Origin of the sequence: Rhodococcus sp. OK611 (genome assembly GCF_003050885.1) — a bacterium.
GTDB classification, from domain to species: Bacteria; Actinomycetota; Actinomycetes; order Mycobacteriales; family Mycobacteriaceae; genus Rhodococcus_G; species Rhodococcus_G oryzae.
On the sequence record NZ_QAOZ01000019.1, the window covers coordinates 108,540 to 127,814 of the forward strand.

Here is a 19,275-nt window from a genome sequence, read left to right on the forward strand (position 1 = left end):
GCGCTACAGGTTCTCGGTCAACCAGGTCGCGAGGATCCGGGCGCTCGCGTCCACCTGGGCAGGCCAGTCCATGGCCGATTCGTCGGCGCGATCGCTGACGTGCTTGACGATTCGGCACCCGACGCCCATCCGCGCGCAGGCCGCCGCCACCGCGAAGCCCTCCATGTCGACGAGGTCGGCCCTGGTCGCGAGCGCGTCCCGCACGACCGCATCGGAGATGAACACATCACCGGTCGCGAGCACCGAATCGTCGCCGTCGGGGAGCGTTATCCGGTCCGTCACCGGGTGTCCGAGCGAGCGCAGCACGTCCGCGCTGATGTCGTGATTGAGCACGGCCGACGGTACGAACAGACCGGCATGATGCTCGTGCAGCGCCCCCGCGGTGCCGATGTTGACCACCGCCGGGCGATCGTCGGATCGGTACCGCGCGAGCGCCTCCGTGACCGCGACCGCCGCGGCGACCTTCCCGATCCCGGTGACGACCACCTCGAATCCGTCTGGCACGTATGCGGCCTCCCCCTCGGTGGCGGACACGACGAGAAACCTGGGCGCGGTCACATTGGGCACGCGTGGCACTGTATCGCCCGCCCGACCGGCCGCCGTCCGGGTCCCCGCGCGCACCCGCGCGCACACCGCCGACCGTCGCTAGAGTGACGCGCATGGCGAATCTCCGTGCGGAAATCCTGCAAGAACTCGGCGCGAAGCCGACCATCGACGCCGAGGCTGAGGTGCGCGCGCGCGTCGACTTCCTCAAGGGCTACCTGCGCTCCACTCCTGCCAAGGGATTCGTCCTCGGGATCAGCGGCGGCCAGGACAGCACCCTGGCGGGCCGGCTGGCGCAACTGGCGGCCGCCGAGCTGCGCGAGGAGGGCCACGACGCCGAGTTCGTCGCGGTCCGATTGCCGTACGGCGTGCAGGCCGACGAGCACGACGCCCAGACCTCGCTCGAGTTCATCAAGCCGGACCGCTCGGTGACCGTGAACATCAAGCCGAGCACCGACGCCGCGGCCACCGAGAGCGCAGGGGGTCTCGCCGAGATCATCGGGCACGACGGCGAGCTGCGGGACTTCGTGCGCGGCAACATCAAGGCCCGCGAGCGGATGGTGATCCAGTACGCCATCGCCGGACAGCTCGGCCACCTGGTTATCGGCACCGACCACGCCGCGGAGGCGATCACCGGTTTCTTCACCAAGTACGGCGACGGCGGCGTCGACCTCACGCCGCTCACCGGTCTGAGCAAGCGACAGGGCGCCGCGCTGCTGCAGCATCTCGGTGCCCCCGCAAGCACCTGGGCCAAGGTCCCCACCGCCGACCTCGAGGACCACAGGCCGGCGTTGCCCGACGAGGAGGCACTCGGCCTGCGCTACAGCGAGATCGACGACTACCTCGAGGGCAAGGAGGTGACCGCGGCGGTGGCCGAGAAGCTCGAGTCCATGTACCTGGGCACCCGGCACAAGCGCTCGGTCCCCGTGTCACCGCTCGACGACTGGTGGAAGTGACGCGATGAGCACCGTCCTGGTCGCGGGCGGCACCGGCACCGCGGGCGCGGCGGCGGTCGCCGAACTCCGCGCGCGCGGGCATCGGGTGCTGACACTGAGCAGGCACGCCCCCGAGGGGCCCGCCGCCGACCACGTCACCGCCGACCTGCTCACCGGCGAGGGCCTGCCCGCGGCGCTCGACGGCGTCGACGCGGTGATCTCCGCGGTGAACGGCCAGACCCGGCGGACCAGGCCTGTGTTCACCACTGGCGCCAGGAACCTGGCGCGCGCCGCCGAGGCGGCGGGTGTGCGACGAGTCGTGCTGCTGTCGATCGTCGGTGTCGACCGGGTGCGGTTCTCCTACTACGAGGCGCTGACCGAGCAGGAGGGCATCTACTCCGACTCCGGCCTGGACGTCCGGATCGTGCGATCCACCCAGTTCCACCAGCTGCTGCGGTCCATCTTCGCCACGACCGCGCGGTTCGGGGTGATCCCGGCGGTCCGCGGCGCCCGCTTCCAGCCGATCGACCCGACGGACCTGGCCCGCGCCCTCGCGGACGCCGCGCTGACCGAGTCCACCGACGACGGCAGGATCGAGGTCGGCGGTCCGGAGGTACAAACGATGCGTGAGCTGGCCGAGTCCTGGAAGCGCGCAACCGGCAGCCGGGCCCTGGTGCTCCCTGTTCCGCTCCCCGGCGCACCCGGCCGTTTCCTGCGCGCCGGGCTGAACCTGACCCCGGAAAACCGCTACGGCGCTGTCACATTCGACGAGTGGCTTGCCGCCGAGGGCTGATCAGCCGCCTGCGAACGGGGGCAGCACGTCGACACGCGACGCGGCCACCAGGGCGAGGTCGCGGGTCAACTCGTCGTCCTGCAGGAACGCGGCGACCGTCAGCACCCGCTCCATCTTGGGCCCGTGCCGCTCGACGAGCACGGACCTCAGCGCACCGAGGTCGGCACCCGCACCGATCCGCACGGATTCCTCGGTGCACCCGGCCGCTTCCGCCGCCGCCGCGAAATAACGCACCAGAATCGCCTGTTCAGCCACCGATCGCCCCCATGCTGCGTTGCGGCGGTTCGAAACCCTCCGCATTGATCCCGTGACCAGCCCACTTGTTCCACATCGCGCCCCGCCACAACTGTGCGAGGTCGTCGTCGCTCGCGCCCGAGCGCAACCCCGCGCGGAGGTCGATCTCGTCGTCGCTGAACAGGCAGGACCGGACCGTCCCCTCCGCGGTGAGCCTGGTCCGGTCGCAGTCGCCACAGAAATTCCTGGTGACCGAGGCGATGATGCCGACCGTGGCAGGGCCGCCGTCCACCAGCCATTCCTCTGCCGGGGCGGACGGATCGCCCGGGCGTCCCACCGCGGTCAGCTCGAAGCGCTCGCCCAGCACCTCCAGCAACCGGGTCGCGGCGATCATGGAGTCGCGGGCCCAGGCGTGGTCGGCGTCGAGCGGCATCTCCTCGATGAACCGGAGCTGACAGCCCTCCGAGAGGCACCACTCCAGCAGATCGGCTGCGCCGCCGAGGGTCTCCGGCATCAGCACGGCATTGATCTTCATCGGCGCAAGGCCCGCCGCGGCCGCAGCGCGGATACCCGCCAGCACCGAGGGCAGGCGGTCACGACGGGTGAGTTCGGCGAAGTGTGCCCGGTCGATCGAGTCGAGGGACACGTTCACGCGGGTCAGACCGGCGGCGGCAAGCGCCTCGGCGCGGTGCTCGAGGCCGACCGCGTTGGTGGTCATCGACAGCGGGATGCCCGGCACAGCCGCCGCACAGCCGGCGATCATCTCCTCGAGGTCGGGACGCATCAGCGGCTCGCCGCCGGTGAACCGGACCTCCCGGACACCGAGCTCCTCGACGGCGATCCGGACCAGCCGGACGATCTCCGCCGCGGTCAGCAACCGCTCGCGCGGGATCGCGGGCAGGCCCTCGGCGGGCATGCAGTAGGTGCAGCGCAGCGAGCACTTCTCGGTGATCGACACGCGCAGGTCCCTGGCCACCCGGCCGAACCGGTCGACCAACTCGGGGACGTCCGGGCGATCGGCGATCGACGGGTGGCTGTTGCGGACGCGCGGCAGCCCCATCTGGACCGGCCTGACGGTCGCAGTCATCGCGTCATCAGCTCTGCCACCCCACCAGTATGCGGCCAACACGGGTTGCTCGTCGCGCCGAGCGCCTGCCTAGGATTGGCCCCATGCCGCAGGAAACGCCATGACCAGCAGATCTGTCGAGGAGCACTCCGCCGAGGTGCAGCGCCTCCTCGCGCCGCTGCTGGCGCCGACCGTCGAGGACGTCGCCGTCACCGAGGCACTCGGACGGGTGCTGGGCGCCGACGTGCGCTCGCCGCTGGATCTCCCGCTCTTCCGCAACTCCCAGATGGACGGGTTCGCGGTCGCCGCCGCCTCGCTGACCGGGGTGCCGGTGACCCTGCCGGTCACGGGGACCATCGCGGCGGGTCCCGCCGAGCCTGCCCCGCTCGCCCCTGGCAGCGCGGTCCGGATCATGACCGGGGCCGTGATCCCGGCGGGCGCGGACGCCGTCGTCCCGGTCGAGGACACCGAGGCCGACGCCACCAAGGACATGGTGACCATCCGGGTGCCGCGCCGGGCGGGCGAGTACGTCAGGGAGGCCGGCACCGATGTACGGACGGGCGATCTGCTGCTGGCGGCGGGCACCCCGCTCGCTGCACGGCACCTGTCGTTGTTCGCGGCGGTCGGCCTCGCCACCGTCCCGGTCCTGCGCCGCCCGCGGGCGGCGGTCATCGCGACCGGTGCGGAATTGGTCCGCGCGGGCGAGCCGCTGCGGCCGGGACAGATCTACGAATCCAACTCAGTGGCACTGGCCGCGAGCCTGACGGCGAACGGCGCTGACGTGGTGTTCGTGGAACGCAGCGACGACGACCTCGCCGTGTTCGATGAGATCCTGCGCCGCGCAACCGCTTCCGCGGATCTGGTGATCACCTCCGGCGGGGTGTCGATGGGCGACTTCGAGGTGGTGCGCGAGGTGCTGACGCCGCTGGGCGGCTGGTTCGGGCACACCACCATGCAGCCGGGCGGGCCACAGGGCCTGGCCGAGATCGACGGCGTCCCGGTACTGAACTTCCCGGGGAACCCGGTGAGCACGATGGTCTCCTTCGAGGTGTTCGTGAAGCCGCTGCTTCGCCGGGCCGCGGGCCTGCCCGCCGTCCCCCTGGAGGAACTCGTGCTGACCGAGCCGATCACCTCGATCCAGGGCAGACGCCAGTTCCTGCGCGGCCGACGGGTCGACGCGGGCGTCGCCCTCGAGTCCGGGCCTGGCTCACACCTGGTCGGGGCGCTGGCCCGCGCGGATGTCCTGATCGACATCCCCGAGAATGTGACGACAATGAAGGCGGGAGACAACGTGCGGGTGTGGCCACTGTGATCGACGAACCGACGACAAACGGCCCGGCGGCGAACGAGCTGACTCATCTCGACGGCGAGGGCCGCGCGCGCATGGTCGACGTCAGCGCGAAGGCCACCACCACCCGGATCGCGGTGGCGGGCGGCGAACTGCAGACCACCGCCGAGGTGATCGCCCTGGTCCGCGCCGACGGCATGCCCAAGGCGGACGTGCTCTCGACCGCCCGGATCGCGGGCATCGCGGGCGCCAAACGCACCTCCGAGCTGATCCCGCTGTGTCATCAGCTGTCGCTGTCCTCGGTGAAGATCGAGTTCGGGTTCACCGAGGACACCATCACGGTCGAGGCCACCGCCAAGACCACCGGGCAGACCGGCGTCGAGATGGAGGCGCTGACCGCGGTCGCCGTGGCAGGCCTGACGCTGCACGACATGGTCAAGGCCGTCGATCCCGCCGCCACCATGAACGGTGTGCGATTGCTGACCAAGGAGGGCGGCAAGCGCGGGCACTGGGTTCGCCCCGATGCCGTCGAATCCGAGGGCGAGGCCGAGGCCGATGCCCACGACGAAACCCCCACGGCCGGACCTGGATCCGCCGTGGTCCTGGTCGCCTCCACCGGTGGCGCCCGCGGTACCCGGGAGGACACCACCGGACCGGTTCTCGCGGAATGGCTGACCGCGCAGGGCCTCTCGGTGCGCGGTCCCCTGGTGTACGCCGACGCCGACATCGCCGCCGGGCTGGCCGACGCGCTCACCGGTGCACCGGCGCTCGTGGTGACCACCGGCGGCACGGGCACGTCCCCCACCGACCAGACCCCGGAGGCCACCCGCGCCGTGCTGGACCGGGAGCTGCCCGGACTCGCGGAGGCCATGCGCCGCAAGGGGTCCGAGAAGACCCCGTACGCCTCGCTCAGCCGGGGGCTGTCCGGTTTGTCCGGCCGCACCGTGGTGGTCAACCTGCCGGGATCACCTGGTGGTGTCCGCGACGGCATGTCGGTACTCGAACCGATCCTGGAACACCTGCTGGCGCAGGTTGCGGGCGGAGGTATGCACGATGCGTGAGCTACTCGCTCTCATCTCGACCGAGCCCATCGACCAGGCCGCGGTGGACGCGGCGGTCGCGGGACCCGAGCACGGTGCGGTGGTGCTGTTCAGCGGCGTGGTGCGCAACCACGATGGCGGACAGTCGGTCTCGGCACTGGAGTATCAGGCGCACCCGGACGCCCAGCGCTTCCTGCGCGAGTGCTGCGAGCAGGTGTCCGCCGAGACCGGGCTCCCGGTCGCGGCCGTGCACCGGGTGGGCCCCCTGGTCGTCGGGGACCTGGCGCTGGTCGCCGCGGTCGCGGCGCCGCACCGCGCGGAGGCCTTCGCGGCCTGCTCGGTTCTGGTCGAACGCATCAAGGCGGAGGTGCCGATCTGGAAGCGGCAGCACTTCGCCGACGGCGTCACCGAATGGGTTGGGCTGTAGAGGTGTGACGCAGCCGACGGTCGGAGCGGTCCGATCGTCGGCTATCCTGGGTGACACCTGGCGCGGCTGTATGCGCGCCAAACGTCGTGGAACGCTTCCTCAACGAACTCGTTGATCGGTGCACCCAGCACGAGCTCTTCTTACGGCGATCGATTTTGCCCACCGGCAATCTCGCCATCTTGTGCTGACAGACGTGTGGATCCTTTCGATTCCCCGTGCGTCGAACAGTGCAACCCGATGCCTGAAAGGCACTCGACCCACATGACGAAATCCTTTGCTGAACTCGGCGTGCGCGAACCCCTCATGAGGGCGCTCGCCGACGGCGGCATCACCTCTCCCTTCCCGATCCAGGTCGACACCCTGCCGGACACCCTTGCCGGCCGCGACGTGCTCGGACGGGGCAAGACCGGCAGCGGTAAGACGCTCGCGTTCTCCATCCCGATGGTCGCCCGCCTCGCCGGTGACCTGGCGGGCGGCAAGCGTCGCCCGGGCCGCCCCCTCGGCCTCGTCCTTGCCCCGACCCGCGAGCTCGCCACCCAGATCACCGCGACGCTCGAGCCCCTCGCCGGCGCCTACGACCTGCGCGTCACCACCATCTTCGGCGGCGTCTCGCAGCACCGTCAGGTGCAGGCCCTCAAGGCGGGCGTCGACATCGTCGTGGCCTGCCCCGGCCGCCTCGAGGACCTGATGAAGCAGAAGTTCGTCTCCCTCGACGCCGTCGAGATCACCGTCCTCGACGAGGCCGACCACATGGCCGACCTGGGCTTCCTGCCCGTCGTGACGCGGATCCTCGCGGCCACCCCGACTCAGGGACAGCGGCTGCTGTTCTCCGCGACCCTCGACAACGGCGTGGACAAGCTGGTCAAGCGCTTCCTGCACAACGAGGTGCTGCACTCGGTGGACGAGGCCAACTCGCCCGTCGCCGCGATGACGCACCACGTGTTCGACGTGCACGGCGTCGACGCCAAGAAGGACCTCGTGCACAAGCTGGCGTCCGGCACCGGCCGCCGGATCCTGTTCATGCGCACCAAGCACCAGGCCCGCAAGCTGGCGCGTCAGCTCACCGAGGCCGGTATCCCCTCGGTTGACCTGCACGGCAACCTGTCGCAGGCCGCGCGTGACCGCAACCTGGCCGCGTTCTCCGCAGGCGAGGCCCGCGTCCTGGTCGCGACCGACGTCGCGGCGCGCGGGGTGCACGTCGACGATGTGGAGCTGGTCGTGCACGTGGACCCGCCCGCGGAGCACAAGGCGTACCTGCACCGCTCCGGCCGCACCGCGCGCGCGGGCAGCGCGGGCGACGTCGTGACCGTGGTGCTGCCCGAGCAGCGCAAGGACCTCGCCATCCTCATGCGCAAGGCCGCCATCAAGGTGACCCCGCAGCAGGTGACGGCGGACTCCGATCCGGTCAACGCGCTGGTCGGCGAGATCGCGCCGCACGTCATCCCGGCACCCAAGCCCGCCACCCAGCCGCAGGGCCAGGGCGGCGGCGGCCGCCGTGGCGGCGCAGCCGGTGCCGGTCAGCGTCGTGGCGGCGCCCAGGGCGGCGCTCGCAGCGGCGGCGGCCAGGGCGGCACCCGTGGCGGCGGTGCGCAGGGCGGCGGCCGTGGCCGCGGACAGTCCGGTTCCGGGACCGGCCGCAGCGGCGAGGGTGCCGCCACCGGCGGCGGTCGGGGCTCGGGTGGCCGCGGGCGCGGCCAGGGTTCCGGGCAGCCCACCGTGATGTACAGCAGCGAGACGCCGGGATCCGGCGGCTCGCAGGGCGGCGGCAGCAATCAGCGCCGCAGGCGCGCCACGCGTCCCTAGGTTCTAGTTCTCCACCACGTAGCGGTGCACGCCGGTCATGGCCGCCGCGGCGGTGCCGTGCGATTGCGCGGCACCGCTTTCGTGTATCCGGACACACTCGTCGATGCGCCGCCGCAGCGCGTCCACGTCGATGCCGGAACCGATCAGCACCAGTTCGGTGACGCGCGCCGCTCCCCTGCCCCATGGGCCCGTCTCGAACCGGATGTGTCTGCCGACGGTCTGCAGCGTGTACCGCTGGGTGTGTCCGGGAATGCCGAAGTACACAAAGCCTTTGACTCGATACAGGCCGGGTGGCGGATCCTCCAGCAGACGGGTCAGGGCCCGAGGGTCCATCGGCCGGTCGCTGGTGAACGTCACGGCCTCGTAGCGGTCGTGCAGATGATCATGGCCGTCACAGTCGTGGTCGTGCGGATCGGCGAGCAGTTCGTCGAGACTGAGCTGACGCGGACCGTCGTCGACCCGGGCCACCTCGTCGAAGAGCAACCTCGGATCGATGCGGCCGTGCGCGGTGGGCAGCACCGGCGCCCGGCCGCCCAGCTCCCCGACGCGGGCCAGCACCGACTGCAGGTCGTGCTCGGAGATCCGGTCGGTCTTGTTGAGTACCAACAGGTCCGCCATCCGCACGTGAAGATCCAGCTCGGGGTTGGCCACCCTGGTGTCCTCGAACTCCACGGCGTCGACCAGCACCACCAGCCCGCCGTAGACGATGCGCGGATTCTCACTGCCGAGCACGAGGCGGACCATGTTCCGCGGCTCCGCCAGCCCGCTGGCCTCGACGACGATCACGTCGATGTCCGAGCGAGGGTGGGCCAGCCGGTCGAGCATCGAGTCCATCTCGCTCACGTCCACCGCGCAGCACAGGCAGCCGTTGCTCAGCGAGACCATCGAATCGACCTGGCCCGCCACCATCATCGAGTCGATGTTGACGGCGCCGAAGTCGTTGACGATGACGCCGATCCGCACGCCGCGGTTGTTGCGCAACAGGTGGTTGAGCATGGTGGTCTTGCCTGCACCGAGGAATCCCGCGACCAGGACCACCGGTATCAATCGCTTTGCCACACGACCTCCCGTCTCGACCGGCCACCCATCTTAGGTCGGTCGAAACGGGTTCGAGTGCGCCCCTGTCGGGCGATCAGTTCTCGGCGCCCTGCGCCGTCAACGCCTCGAGCAGCCCGCTCAGCAGATTCGAGACCAGCCCCAGGTTCTCGCCGGTCGCCAGCCCGGTGAAACCGCCGAGGCCCAGCTGCTCGAGCAGCGGCTGCAGCAGCACGAGCACCTGGCTGAGCCCCGCGTCCGCCGGGGCGGCCTTCTCGGTTGTCGTCGCGCTCGGGGGTGCGGGCTTCGTGGTGGTCTTCGTGGACGGCGTCGACGGTGTGGCCGGCTCGACGGCCGTCGCGGTCGTCGTGGGCGCAGCAGCCGTGGTGGTGGTGGTCGTGGTCGCGTCGGTTCCCGTGGCAGGCGTCGAGGCGACCGTCCCGCCCTCCATCAGGAAGTTGACCGCGCCGGTGGTGATCGCGATCGCGTGCTTGAGCCGGCCGTCGAGGCTGTCGAGGACCGCCGAGTCCTCGGGGTTGGACCCGTTGCCCATCTCGACGAAGACCAGCGGGACGGTGGTGAGCGCGGGACCGGCCACATCGCCGCGGGTCTGCAATCCCTCGACGACCCCGGCGTAGTTCGCGGGCGTGAAGCCGTTCTTGACGTAGACGTCGCGCATCGCCCGCGAGGCCTCGAGGCCCTTACCGGACTGCGCCTTGTCGACGGCCGGGTCGGGCACCGGCAGCTCCGGAACGATCATGTGGAACCCGCGCCTGCTCGCGTCCGCCTCCGCGGTGGTGGAGTCGGCGTGGATGCTGATGGCCAGGTCCGCGCCCGAGTCGTTGGCCGCCTTGGCTCGCTCGTCCACGCAGCCGCCCCAGCCGGAGTCGTCCTGACGGCTGAGCACGACCTTGGCGCCCAGGGTCTCCAGGCTGGTCTTCACCAGCTGCGAGACGTCCCAGTTGATCGTGTGCTCGGCGAGACCGCCCTGGCTGGTCATGCCGGTGGTCTGGCAGTCCTTCTTGCCCCCGCGGCCGTCGTCGACCTGCCTGGAGAGGTTCTCGGAGTGGGCCGTGCCCTGGTGCCCGGGGTCGAGGAAGACCGTCTTGCCGGTCAGCGGCGTCTCGGCTGCGGTGTCGGCTGCGGGTTCGGCCAGCGCCGCCGCGGGCAGCACCATCGCGGTCAGGGTCGCCGCGGCAAACCCGGCCATCATCGTGGTCATCTTCATCTTCGGGATGGGCGCCGGGTGCGGGTTGGTCCGCGGGCGCCGCTCTCCTTCCACACAGGTAACACCAGTCACTCAGGTCACATTCGGCACCAAGTGAAACAGATGTTTCGCCGACAGGCGAGGATCCGCGGCAACCGTTGGGTTTCCGTGACCTGACGCCCGGGTTCCCCGGGCACGCGCCGTGCGGTGGGGCACCATGGATCGCGTGGGGGACATTCAGAGCACGCTGGCGCGCTCGACCGGCGCGGTCGCGACCGCGACCGTGGCAAGTCGCGCGACGGGTTTCATCCGCACGCTCGCGCTGGCGGCCGTACTGGGCACCGCGGTGGTCGGCGATGCGTACAACGGGGCGAACAGCCTGCCGAACATGGTCTACGAGCTGCTGCTCGGCGGGGTGATGAGCAGCGTGTTCGTGCCGGTGCTGGCGCGGGCCCGGTTGCGCGGACGCGCCCATTCGCGCGAGTTCACCCAGCGCCTACTGCTGGCCACGATCATCGGTGCCGCCGTGGCGACGGTGGTCGCGGTGCTGTGCGTTCCTCTGTTGGTCGGGGCGCTGGTGTCGGATTCGGACCAGTCGAAGTTGACGACCGTGCTGGCGTATCTGTTGTTCCCGGAGATCTTCTTCTACGCGCTCGCGGCGACGGTGACCGCAGTCCTGAACGTCCGCGACAGCTACGTGCCGGCGGCCTGGGCGCCGGTCCTCAACAACGTGATGGTCCTCGCCACGGTCGGCATTTTCGTGCTGGTGCCCGGCCCGATGACGTTGACACCGTCTTCGATGACCACCGCACAGGTATTGGTCCTCGGCATCGGCACCACAGCCGGCATCGTCGGACAGGCCTCGTGGACGGTCGTGGCACTGCGCCGGACCGGATTCCGGTGGAGCTGGCGGGTCCGGCCCCTGCCGTACACGTGGAGGCCGGTGCGCGTCGGGGCCGGCCTGCTCGGCTGGATCGTGGCCTATGTCGCGATCAGCCAGGTCGGCGTGACGTTCGTGCTGCTGGTGGCCTTCGACCACGGCGGCGTCTCGACCTACACCTACGCGGACCTGTTGTTCCAGGTCCCGTACGGAATCCTCGGTGTGTCCCTGCTGACCGTGCTCACCCCGCGCATCGCCCGCGCCGTCGCCGACGACGACCGCGGCGCACTGATCGCGGACATGGGGCGAGCCGCCCGGTACTCGGTGGTCGCGCTGGTCCCGGCCGCCGTCGCGATGACCCTGCTGGGACCGATGCTGACCACGGTGATGTTCATCGGTCGCGTCGACGTCGACGCCGCGCGGCTCATCGGCATCTCGCTGGCGCTGTCGGCGTTCGGACTCGCGCCGTTCGCTCTGGTCATGCTCCAGCTCCGGGTCTTCTACGCGGGCAACGACATGCGGACACCGGCGCTGATCAACGTCGCGATGGTGGCGACGAAGATCGCCGTCGTCGCGCTGAGCGCGGCCACCCTCCCGAGCCAGGTGGTCGTGGTGACGCTGCCGGTCGCGAGTTCCCTGTCCTACCTCGTCGGCGCCGTGTGCGGACACTTGGCGCTGCGACGCCGCTACGGGCTGCTCGGCTTCCACGCCGTGCTCGAGACGTTCACACGCGTGCTGTGGGCATCGGTCGTCGCGGGCCTGTTCTGCGTCGCGTCCGTCGGGCTGTCCCATCGGTTCATCGACAACCCGCGCGAGGCCGCGGCGGTCACGCTGCTGGCGGCCGCGGCCTTCGCCGTGCCGGCGTTCCTGCTCGCCGCCAGGACGATCGGCGTGCCCGAGGTCCGCCACGCCAGGTCGCTCCTGCTCGGCTGAACCGCGACATCGGCTGAACTACGACAAAACCCTCATCTCGCGGTTCGCGAGATGAGGGTTTTGTTGTGGGTGGAGCTAAGGGGACTCGAACCCCTGACCCCCACACTGCCAGTGTGGTGCGCTACCAGCTGCGCCATAGCCCCGTATTCGGTTGTTTCTCCGCACCGGAGTGCGTGCTCCTCCGTGCTCGAAGAAAGTTACACCATTGCCACTCCGGCCAACAAATTGCCTGGTCAAAGCCTACTCGGATGGAGCGAGGGGCGGGCGGCTCGCTCTCGCCGTCCGCCCCTCGCGACCCGAGTCAGTTCAGCTCGGCGACCCAGTTCGGATTCCCGAGGGCATCGATCATGGTGCCGTTCACGATGACGGTGGGCGTTCCGGCCGCACCGCTGGCCGCGAGCGCCTCGCGGCCCTTCTGCGCCGCCGCGGCGGCGTCGTTCACCTTGGCGCCGTCCGAGATGCACGCCACCGCGGCGTCGTTGGCGCCGGAGTCCTTGGCGATCTGGGCCAGGTCCGCATTGGAGTGATCCGAGGAGCCGTTCTCCTTTGGCTGGTTCTCGGGCGAGAACAGCGCCGCGTGGAACTTGGAGTAGGCGATCGCGTCGCCGCTCTCCGCCACGCACATCGACGCGGCCACCGCGCGGGTCGAGTAGTCACCGCTGGCCGAGAGCCGGTTGAGGAAGTCGAGGACGTGGTACCGCACCGCGACCTTGCCCTCGTCGACCTTCTGCGCCAACTCCTGGCCGTTCGTGTTCTCCAGCTCGGCGCAGTACGGGCACATCGGATCCTCGAAGACGTCGATCGTGGTGGCCGCCTCCGGCTGACCGATCCGCACGGCGCCGTCCTCCTGCACCGCCACCTGCACGGCCGAGTTCGACACGGCCCCATAGCCCTCGTTGCGCGGCTTGCTGCGGTTGCTCTGCCAGATCACCCCGCCGATCACGACAGCGGCGATCACCAGGATCGCCAACCCTCCGAGAATGTACGTCGACCGACTCGACGTCGGCTGCAGAGAGGTGACGGGCTTGTTCTTCGCATTCACAGATGCAGTCCTTCGCTCCGAGAGTCAAATGTGGCTTTACTCTGCCATCTCATGCTGAGCGGGCACTGAGAGTGCGGGCCTCGATCCGGGCCCCAGCGCGAACGGGCTGCGGGGGAAGACGGTGAGCCACGCGGCCATGGCGAGGAACCCGACGTCGCGGGCGATCTCGCGGGCGTAGTCCCAGCCGTCGACATCCGCGGCCCCGCCGCCACCGAAGCAACCGCAGTCGATGGACAGCCCGCGCGCCCACACCGAGATGATCACCCCGATCAGCACCACGAGTAGCAGCGCCGACGCGATCGCCGCGATCCGGACCCCCAGGCCGATCAGCAACAACAGTCCGAGCGCTATCTCGAGGAACGGCAGCGTGTTCGCGACCGGCCGCACCAACGACTCCGGCAGCAGCTGGTAGGCGCGCACGGCGATCACCGTTCCCGCCGGGTCTGCGGCCTTGAGCACTCCCGAGATCAACCAGACGGCGGCAAGCCCGAGCCTGGCGAGCAGGCTGACGATACGAATCCACACCTGGCCCACGGTACCGATCGGCGTAGATTCACCGGTATGAGCGAGCCGCAGCCGGGGCCCGACGCCACCGAGAACGCGCTCCCCCATGAGTTCGATCACACCCATTCGAACGTGTCCGGCGGCTGGCTCCGAGCGGCGACGTTCGGCGCGATGGACGGCCTGGTCACCAACACCTCGCTGATCGCAGGCGTCGGCGGCGCGGGAGTCGACGCGCACACCGTGATCCTCAGCGGCGTCGCAGGCCTGGTGGCAGGCGCGTTCTCCATGGCCCTCGGCGAGTTCGCCTCGGTCTCCACCGCGAACGAGCAGATCGAGGCGGAGGTGAAGGTCGAGACGCGTTCGCAGGCCCGCTACCCCGAGGCCGAACAGGCCGAACTGGTCGAGACCTTCACCGCGATGGGGATGAGCGAGGCGACCGCGGAGGCCGCGGCCGCCGAGGTACACAACGACTCCGCACGCGCGGTGAACATCCACCTCACCCACGAGCTCGGCGTCAACCCAAGCGAGAAGCCCTCACCGCTGGTGGCGGCCGGTTCCTCGTTCCTGATGTTCTGTGTCGGCGCGATCATCCCGCTGATCCCGTACCTGCTCGGATTCGAGTCACTCGTCGCCGGGCTGACCGTTGGCGGGATCGGCCTACTGATCGTCGGCGCGATCGCGGCGAGCTTCACTGCGAAGTCGAAGGTCCGCGGTGCGCTCCGGCAGCTCGCCTTCGGCGGGATCGCCGTCGCCGCCACCTACCTGGTCGGCGCGCTGATCGGGGTCGGCATCCCCGGTTGACGCCTGTGGGATGGTCCGCGGCGCGACGAGCCAGAACGCGATCGGGAGCAGCATCAGCGCGCCGGTGACCGCGAAGGCCACCCCGTAGGACAGGTACTGGGCCAACACCCCGGCCACCAGCGGACCGGCCACCACCCCGACGTCGGAGGCCATCTGGAAGGTGGCCAGCACCGGACCGCCCCTGGCCTTGGAGCCGATCACGTCCGCGACCGCGGCCTGCTGGGCCGGGTTCATCAGCCCGGACCCCACGCCCGCGACGAGCGACAGCGCGAGGAACACCAGCAGGTTCTCGCTGAATCCGAGGAGCATCGTCGCCGCCCCTGCGACGGCCAGCCCGGCCAGCACGAACGGCCGCCTGCCGCGCACATCCGACATCCGGCCCGCCGGGATCTGCACCAGCGCGTTGCCGATCGCGTACACGGTCAGCGCCACACCCGCCAGCGCGGTGCCCTGGTCCAGCGCCTCGACCACGAACAGCGGCACCATCGCGACCCGAACGCCGAACGACACCCAGCCGTTGGCGAAGTTCGACACCAGGGAAGCGCGGTAGGTGGCCGACGCCAGCGCCTCGCGCAGCGTCATCGTGACGACGTGGCCGCCCGAATCCGGTGCGGCCAATGCGGACTCGCGCAGGCTGAGGTACACCACCGCCGCCGCGATCAGCAGCGCGACGGCGTAGATGAGGAACGGGGCGCGCAGCCCGAAGCCGGCGAGCGCGCCGCCGACCAGCGGCCCGCCGATGGTGCCGAACAGGAAGGACGTCGCATACAGGCCCGACACCCGCCCGCGGATGCCCGGCGGCGTGATCCGGATCAACAGTCCGAGCGCGGACACGGTGAACATGGTCGACCCGATGCCGCCGATCGCCCGGAACAGCAGCAGCTGCCAGTAGCCCTGGGCGAAGGCCACCGCACCGGACGAGACCGCGACGATCAACAGCCCGGTGAGATACGTCGGGCGCTCCCCCAACCGCTGGACCAGCGCCCCACTGAGAGGCGCGAACAGCAGTCGCATCAGGGCGAACACGCTGATCACCGAGAACGTGGCGATGTACCCGACGTCGAAGCTGCGGGCGAACTGCGGCAGCGCAGGGGCGACGATGCCGAACCCGAGGGCGATGACGAAACTGGCGGAGACCAGGACCCAGATCTCGCGTGGCAGCTTATTTGCGGTGGTATGCATGATTGCCACCGATCCTAGCCAGCGGCGCAAAGGCTCAGGCGTCTGCTCCCAGCGCCCGCGCCACCAGCTCCCGCGCCTCGTCCTGCACCTGGGCGAGATGCTCCCCGCCCCTGAACGATTCGGCGTAGATCTTGTACTTGTCCTCGGTACCCGACGGCCGCGCGGCGAACCAGGCGTTCTCCGTGCAGACCTTGAGCCCACCGAGCGCCGCACCGTTGCCGGGCGCCGCGGTGAGCGTGGCGGTGATCGGCTCGCCCGCCAGCTCGGTCGCGGTGACCTGCTCCGAGGACAGCGCCGCCAGGGCGGCCTTCTGCTCTCGGGTGGCGGGTGCGTCGACCCGGGCGTACTCGGGGCTGCCGTACCGCTGCGCCAGCTCGGCGTACCGGGCCGCGGGCGAGCGCCCGGTGACGGCGGTGATCTCGGACGCCAGCAGCGCCATGATGATGCCGTCCTTGTCCGTCGTCCACACCCGGCCGTCGGTGCGCAGGAACGATGCCCCGGCGCTCTCCTCGCCGCCGAAGCCCAGCTCACCCGTCAGCAGGCCCGGCACGAACCATTTGAACCCGACGGGTACCTCCACCAATTCCCGGCCGAGACCCGCCACCACCCGATCGATCATCGAAGAGCTCACCAAGGTCTTGCCGACCTTGGTGCCCGGCGCCCAGCCTGGCCGGTTCGCGTATAGGTAGTCGATGGCCACCGCGAGATAGTGGTTCGGGTTCATCAACCCGCCGTCTGGGGTGACGATGCCGTGCCGATCGGCGTCCGCATCGTTGCCGGTGGCGATGTCGAACCGGTTCCGCGCCCCGATCAGCGAGGCCATCGCGTCCGGGGACGAACAGTCCATCCTGATCTTGCCATCGGTGTCGAGGGTCATGAACCGCCACGTCGCATCCACCAGTGGGTTCACCACCGTCAGATCGAGGCGGTGGCGCTCGGCGATCGCACCCCAGTAGTCGACGCTGGCACCGCCGAGCGGATCCGCGCCGATCCGGATGCCTGCGTCGCGGACCGCGTCGAGGTCGACCACGTTCGGCAGGTCGTCGAGGTACGTGGCGAGGAAGTCGTAGGGACGGGCTGCGCTCGCGAGCGCCGCGGCGAGCGTGACCCGCTTGACCCCGACCAGGCCTGCCGCGATCAGCTCGTTTGCGCGGGCCTCGATGGACGCGGTCGCGGTGCTGTCTGCGGGGCCACCGTGTGGCGGGTTGTACTTGAATCCACCGTCGCGTGGCGGGTTGTGCGAGGGCGTCACCACGATGCCGTCTGCCGGTGCGGCCGTACCGGAGGCGTTGTGCCGCAGGATCGCATGACTGACCGCTGGGGTCGGGGTGTAGCGGCCGCCGGAATCGATCAGCACCACAACGTCATTGGCCGCGAGGACTTCGAGCGCGCTGGTCCAGGCGGGCTCGGAGAGCGCGTGGGTGTCGCGGCCGAGGAACAGCGGTCCGGTGATCGACTGACGTGCCCGATACTCGGCGATGGCCTGCGTGGTGGCGAGGATGTGCGCCTCGTTGAAGGCGCCGTCCAGGCTGGATCCGCGGTGCCCTGAGGTGCCGAACGCGACCCGTTCGTCCGGGTTCTCCGGATCGGGGATGCGGCTGTAGTAGGCCGTCACCAGCTGCGCGAGGTCCTCGAGATCCTGCGGCTGGGCAAGCGTGCCCGCTCGATCGTGCGCCACGGCGCGCCTCCTCGTTCGGTGATTGTCGGTCATGGCCATTCGATCACGCGAGCGCGGCGTGCGCGACGGCGAACCCCAGTGCCGCGGCGGCGATCCCGGCCGCGACGCTGACCACGATGTTGGCCAGCGCGTACAAACGCACCCCGTCCTCGACGAGCCGGACCGTCTCGTAGCCGAAGGTGCTGTACGTGGTCAGCGCACCACAGAATCCGGTGCCCACGAGGGCCATCACCTCACCGCCATGGGCGGCGCCGCCGACCAGCGCACCGAGGATCAGCGACCCGATCACGTTCACAGTGAGGGTCCCCAACGGGAACGCGCTGTCGGTGCGGGAACCGACGGCGCGGTCGAGCAGGAAGCGCGTGGGCGCGCCGACCATGCCGCCGAGGACGACCAGCATCACCGTCACGGCCGGTCCTCGGTGAAGTGCACCCGCTCGACGCCCTCGAGGGTCACGGTGGCCTCGGTGAGCAGTTCACCGATGCCGTCAAGGAACCCGCGGATCCGCTCCTCGGTGTCCACCGCGACCACCAGCAGCGGCAATCCGTCGGCCAGGTCGAGGAGCCTGGTGGTGTGGATGTGCGCGGACGCGCCATACCCCTCGACACCCCGCCACACACTGGCACCGCTCAGCCCGGCGGCACGGGCGCGCTTGACGATCTCCTGGTACTTCGGCTTGTGATGCCAGAGGTCGTCCTGCCCGAGGATGATCGACAGCCGCATCTCCGTGCGCGAGTAAGACATGTCAGCTTCCTTTCCCGGCGACGGCACCGGTGATGAGCCGCGCGCCCCACACTCCCACCAGGACGGCGGCGAGCGCCGCGATCACCGTCCCGAAGAGATAGCCGAACGCGATCGGATAGTTGCCGGACGCCAGCAGCCCCCGCACCTCGACCGCATAGGTCGAGAAAGTGGTGAAGCCGCCGAGCACCCCGACCCCGAGGAACGGTCGCAGCAACCGGTGCGCCGTCCAGACCTCGGTAATGAGCACCATGAGGATGCCGATCAGCAGGCAGCCGGTCACGTTGGTGATCAGCGTCGCCCACGGGATCTCCCGAGTGGGCATCGCGTGCGCGATGCCGTATCTCGCGAGCGCACCGATCCCGCCGCCGAGCGCGACCACCGCGAGTAGCGATCCCTCACCGCGCATGTCGATCATCTACTCCGACAGCCTGAACCGCACCGCGGCGATCACGTCGCCGAGGGCCTCGGCGAGGACCATCAGACGTTCGCCCGGCCCGGGCGCCGACAGCAACCTCAGCCGATCCACCGCGACAAGCGGGAGGGTCGCCGCGAGGGCGTAGACGCGGTCGCCCATCTCACCCGGCAACTCGTCCAATTTGGGAAACCCCGGTACCGGGATGCCACGCACCGCCGCGGACCTGATCAGCAGCCCGCCGAGTTCGTCCACCAGCGCGCCGACCTCGTCGATCGAGTCCGACCCGAAGTCCGAACCCTCGTCGGGCCACGGTTCCACGTCCGCCCGCGGGTAGGGGTTGTCCGGCAGCCAGCGGCGCACCCGGATGCGGCCCTCGCCGACGCAGCCGAGCAGCAGTCGCCCTCCCTGCACCCGCTCGTAGTCGACGATCCGCGCCACGGTCCCGATGTCGGCGCGCTCGTCGCCGCCGCCCACCTCGTGGCCGCGGGTGATGAGGACCACGCCGAATCGCCGGAGGTCCGGGGACGAGGTGAGGTCCTCGACCATCTCGAGGTAGCGCGGCTCGAACACCTGCAACGGCAGCAGCTCACCGGGGAGCAACACGGACCCGAGCGGGAACATCGGCAGAGCATCCACGGTCACAGCATGCCCTCGATCCGGGTGTCGCGCCGATAACCGCGAAAGAGCGCGCCGATCTTCGCTAGTGTGAGCTGCGTCATGGTGCC

At 70.1% G+C, this 19,275-nt stretch carries 20 protein-coding genes, 1 tRNA gene and 1 pseudogene; 8 read left to right on the top strand and 14 right to left on the bottom strand.

From position 1 onward, the window contains the following. Positions 1-3 precede the first annotated feature (3 nt). Positions 4-558, bottom strand: coding sequence for a nucleosidase (locus C8K38_RS22630; RefSeq protein WP_097213635.1), 555 nt, complete (start codon positions 556-558; stop codon positions 4-6). 101 nt (positions 559-659) lie between these two features. Here C8K38_RS22630 and nadE point away from each other — a divergent pair, with 101 nt between their 5' ends. Then, on the top strand, positions 660-1,499 hold the full coding sequence (gene nadE / locus C8K38_RS22635) for an ammonia-dependent NAD(+) synthetase (protein ID WP_097213636.1): 840 nt from the start codon (positions 660-662) through the stop codon (positions 1,497-1,499). 4 nt (positions 1,500-1,503) lie between these two features. Beyond that, positions 1,504-2,271 carry an SDR family oxidoreductase gene (locus C8K38_RS22640; RefSeq protein WP_097213637.1) on the top strand — a complete coding sequence of 256 codons (768 nt, stop codon included), beginning with the start codon at positions 1,504-1,506 and terminating at the stop codon, positions 2,269-2,271. Here the strand turns inward: C8K38_RS22640 and C8K38_RS22645 are convergent, their stop codons facing one another. Both C8K38_RS22645 and moaA read right to left on the bottom strand, forming a co-directional pair. Beyond that, a complete protein-coding gene (locus tag C8K38_RS22645; RefSeq protein ID WP_097213638.1) occupies positions 2,272-2,571 on the bottom strand; it encodes a MoaD/ThiS family protein in 300 nt (99 codons plus the stop codon). Then, entirely contained in the window at positions 2,519-3,592 is a 1,074-nt protein-coding gene (gene moaA / locus C8K38_RS22650) for a GTP 3',8-cyclase MoaA (protein WP_097213639.1), read from the bottom strand. Before moaA ends, C8K38_RS22645 begins: the two co-directional genes overlap by 53 nt. A gap of 100 nt (positions 3,593-3,692) precedes the next feature. On the opposite strand from moaA, the gene C8K38_RS22655 reads away from it, so the two are divergent. The 4 genes from C8K38_RS22655 to C8K38_RS22670 all read left to right on the top strand — a co-directional run bounded on the left by C8K38_RS22655 (position 3,693) and on the right by C8K38_RS22670 (position 8,129). Next, complete coding sequence (locus C8K38_RS22655) at positions 3,693-4,883, top strand: molybdopterin molybdotransferase MoeA (protein ID WP_097213640.1); 1,191 nt, start codon at positions 3,693-3,695, stop codon at positions 4,881-4,883. 71 nt (positions 4,884-4,954) lie between these two features. After that, entirely contained in the window at positions 4,955-5,920 is a 966-nt protein-coding gene (moaCB, locus tag C8K38_RS22660; RefSeq protein WP_097213669.1) for a bifunctional molybdenum cofactor biosynthesis protein MoaC/MoaB, read from the top strand. Beyond that, a complete protein-coding gene (locus tag C8K38_RS22665; protein ID WP_097213670.1) occupies positions 5,913-6,326 on the top strand; it encodes a molybdenum cofactor biosynthesis protein MoaE in 414 nt (137 codons plus the stop codon). Before moaCB ends, C8K38_RS22665 begins: the two co-directional genes overlap by 8 nt. Positions 6,327-6,587: 261 nt before the next feature. Then, positions 6,588-8,129, top strand: a complete 1,542-nt coding sequence (locus C8K38_RS22670) for a DEAD/DEAH box helicase (RefSeq protein WP_097213641.1) — start codon at positions 6,588-6,590, stop codon at positions 8,127-8,129. A gap of 3 nt (positions 8,130-8,132) precedes the next feature. Here C8K38_RS22670 and C8K38_RS22675 read toward each other — a convergent pair whose 3' ends face one another. Then, on the bottom strand, positions 8,133-9,188 hold the full coding sequence (locus C8K38_RS22675; protein ID WP_097213642.1) for a CobW family GTP-binding protein: 1,056 nt from the start codon (positions 9,186-9,188) through the stop codon (positions 8,133-8,135). Positions 9,189-9,261: 73 nt separating this feature from the next. Beyond that, on the bottom strand, positions 9,262-10,392 hold the full coding sequence (locus tag C8K38_RS22680) for an N-acetylmuramoyl-L-alanine amidase (RefSeq protein WP_097213643.1): 1,131 nt from the start codon (positions 10,390-10,392) through the stop codon (positions 9,262-9,264). Positions 10,393-10,588: 196 nt separating this feature from the next. Between C8K38_RS22680 and murJ the strand changes: the two genes are divergently transcribed. Then, positions 10,589-12,184 (top strand): murein biosynthesis integral membrane protein MurJ, encoded by a 1,596-nt coding sequence (gene murJ / locus C8K38_RS22685; protein WP_097213671.1) that lies wholly within the window; start codon positions 10,589-10,591, stop codon positions 12,182-12,184. Between the two features lie 70 nt (positions 12,185-12,254). Here murJ and C8K38_RS22690 read toward each other — a convergent pair. The 3 genes from C8K38_RS22690 to C8K38_RS22700 all read right to left on the bottom strand — a co-directional run bounded on the left by C8K38_RS22690 (position 12,255) and on the right by C8K38_RS22700 (position 13,751). Further along, positions 12,255-12,327, bottom strand: a tRNA-Ala gene (locus C8K38_RS22690). 158 nt (positions 12,328-12,485) lie between these two features. After that, on the bottom strand, positions 12,486-13,226 hold the full coding sequence (locus tag C8K38_RS22695) for a DsbA family protein (RefSeq protein WP_097213644.1): 741 nt from the start codon (positions 13,224-13,226) through the stop codon (positions 12,486-12,488). Between the two features lie 36 nt (positions 13,227-13,262). After that, positions 13,263-13,751: a MauE/DoxX family redox-associated membrane protein gene (locus tag C8K38_RS22700; protein ID WP_097213672.1), complete on the bottom strand. Its 489-nt coding sequence runs from the start codon at positions 13,749-13,751 to the stop codon at positions 13,263-13,265. A 36-nt stretch (positions 13,752-13,787) separates the two neighbouring features. On the opposite strand from C8K38_RS22700, the gene C8K38_RS27860 reads away from it, so the two are divergent. Then, positions 13,788-14,531, top strand: coding sequence for a VIT1/CCC1 transporter family protein (locus C8K38_RS27860; RefSeq protein WP_097213645.1), 744 nt, complete (start codon positions 13,788-13,790; stop codon positions 14,529-14,531). Here C8K38_RS27860 and C8K38_RS22710 read toward each other — a convergent pair. The 6 genes and pseudogenes from C8K38_RS22710 to C8K38_RS22735 form a co-directional block, all read right to left on the bottom strand. Then, positions 14,517-15,713 (bottom strand): annotated as a pseudogene (locus C8K38_RS22710) (MFS transporter); the annotation flags it as partial. The gene C8K38_RS27860 and the pseudogene C8K38_RS22710 sit on opposite strands and share 15 nt — an antisense overlap. A gap of 34 nt (positions 15,714-15,747) precedes the next feature. Beyond that, positions 15,748-17,391: a phosphoglucomutase (alpha-D-glucose-1,6-bisphosphate-dependent) gene (gene pgm / locus C8K38_RS22715; protein ID WP_097213673.1), complete on the bottom strand. Its 1,644-nt coding sequence runs from the start codon at positions 17,389-17,391 to the stop codon at positions 15,748-15,750. Positions 17,392-17,434: 43 nt separating this feature from the next. Further along, entirely contained in the window at positions 17,435-17,791 is a 357-nt protein-coding gene (crcB, locus tag C8K38_RS22720; protein WP_245221191.1) for a fluoride efflux transporter CrcB, read from the bottom strand. 5 nt (positions 17,792-17,796) lie between these two features. Continuing rightward, complete coding sequence (locus C8K38_RS22725; RefSeq protein ID WP_077043584.1) at positions 17,797-18,135, bottom strand: DUF190 domain-containing protein; 339 nt, start codon at positions 18,133-18,135, stop codon at positions 17,797-17,799. 1 nt (position 18,136) lies between these two features. Then, positions 18,137-18,550 (bottom strand): fluoride efflux transporter CrcB, encoded by a 414-nt coding sequence (crcB, locus tag C8K38_RS22730; RefSeq protein WP_306455753.1) that lies wholly within the window; start codon positions 18,548-18,550, stop codon positions 18,137-18,139. Beyond that, positions 18,551-19,192 carry an LON peptidase substrate-binding domain-containing protein gene (locus C8K38_RS22735; protein ID WP_306455754.1) on the bottom strand — a complete coding sequence of 214 codons (642 nt, stop codon included), beginning with the start codon at positions 19,190-19,192 and terminating at the stop codon, positions 18,551-18,553. Positions 19,193-19,275: the final 83 nt, after the last annotated feature.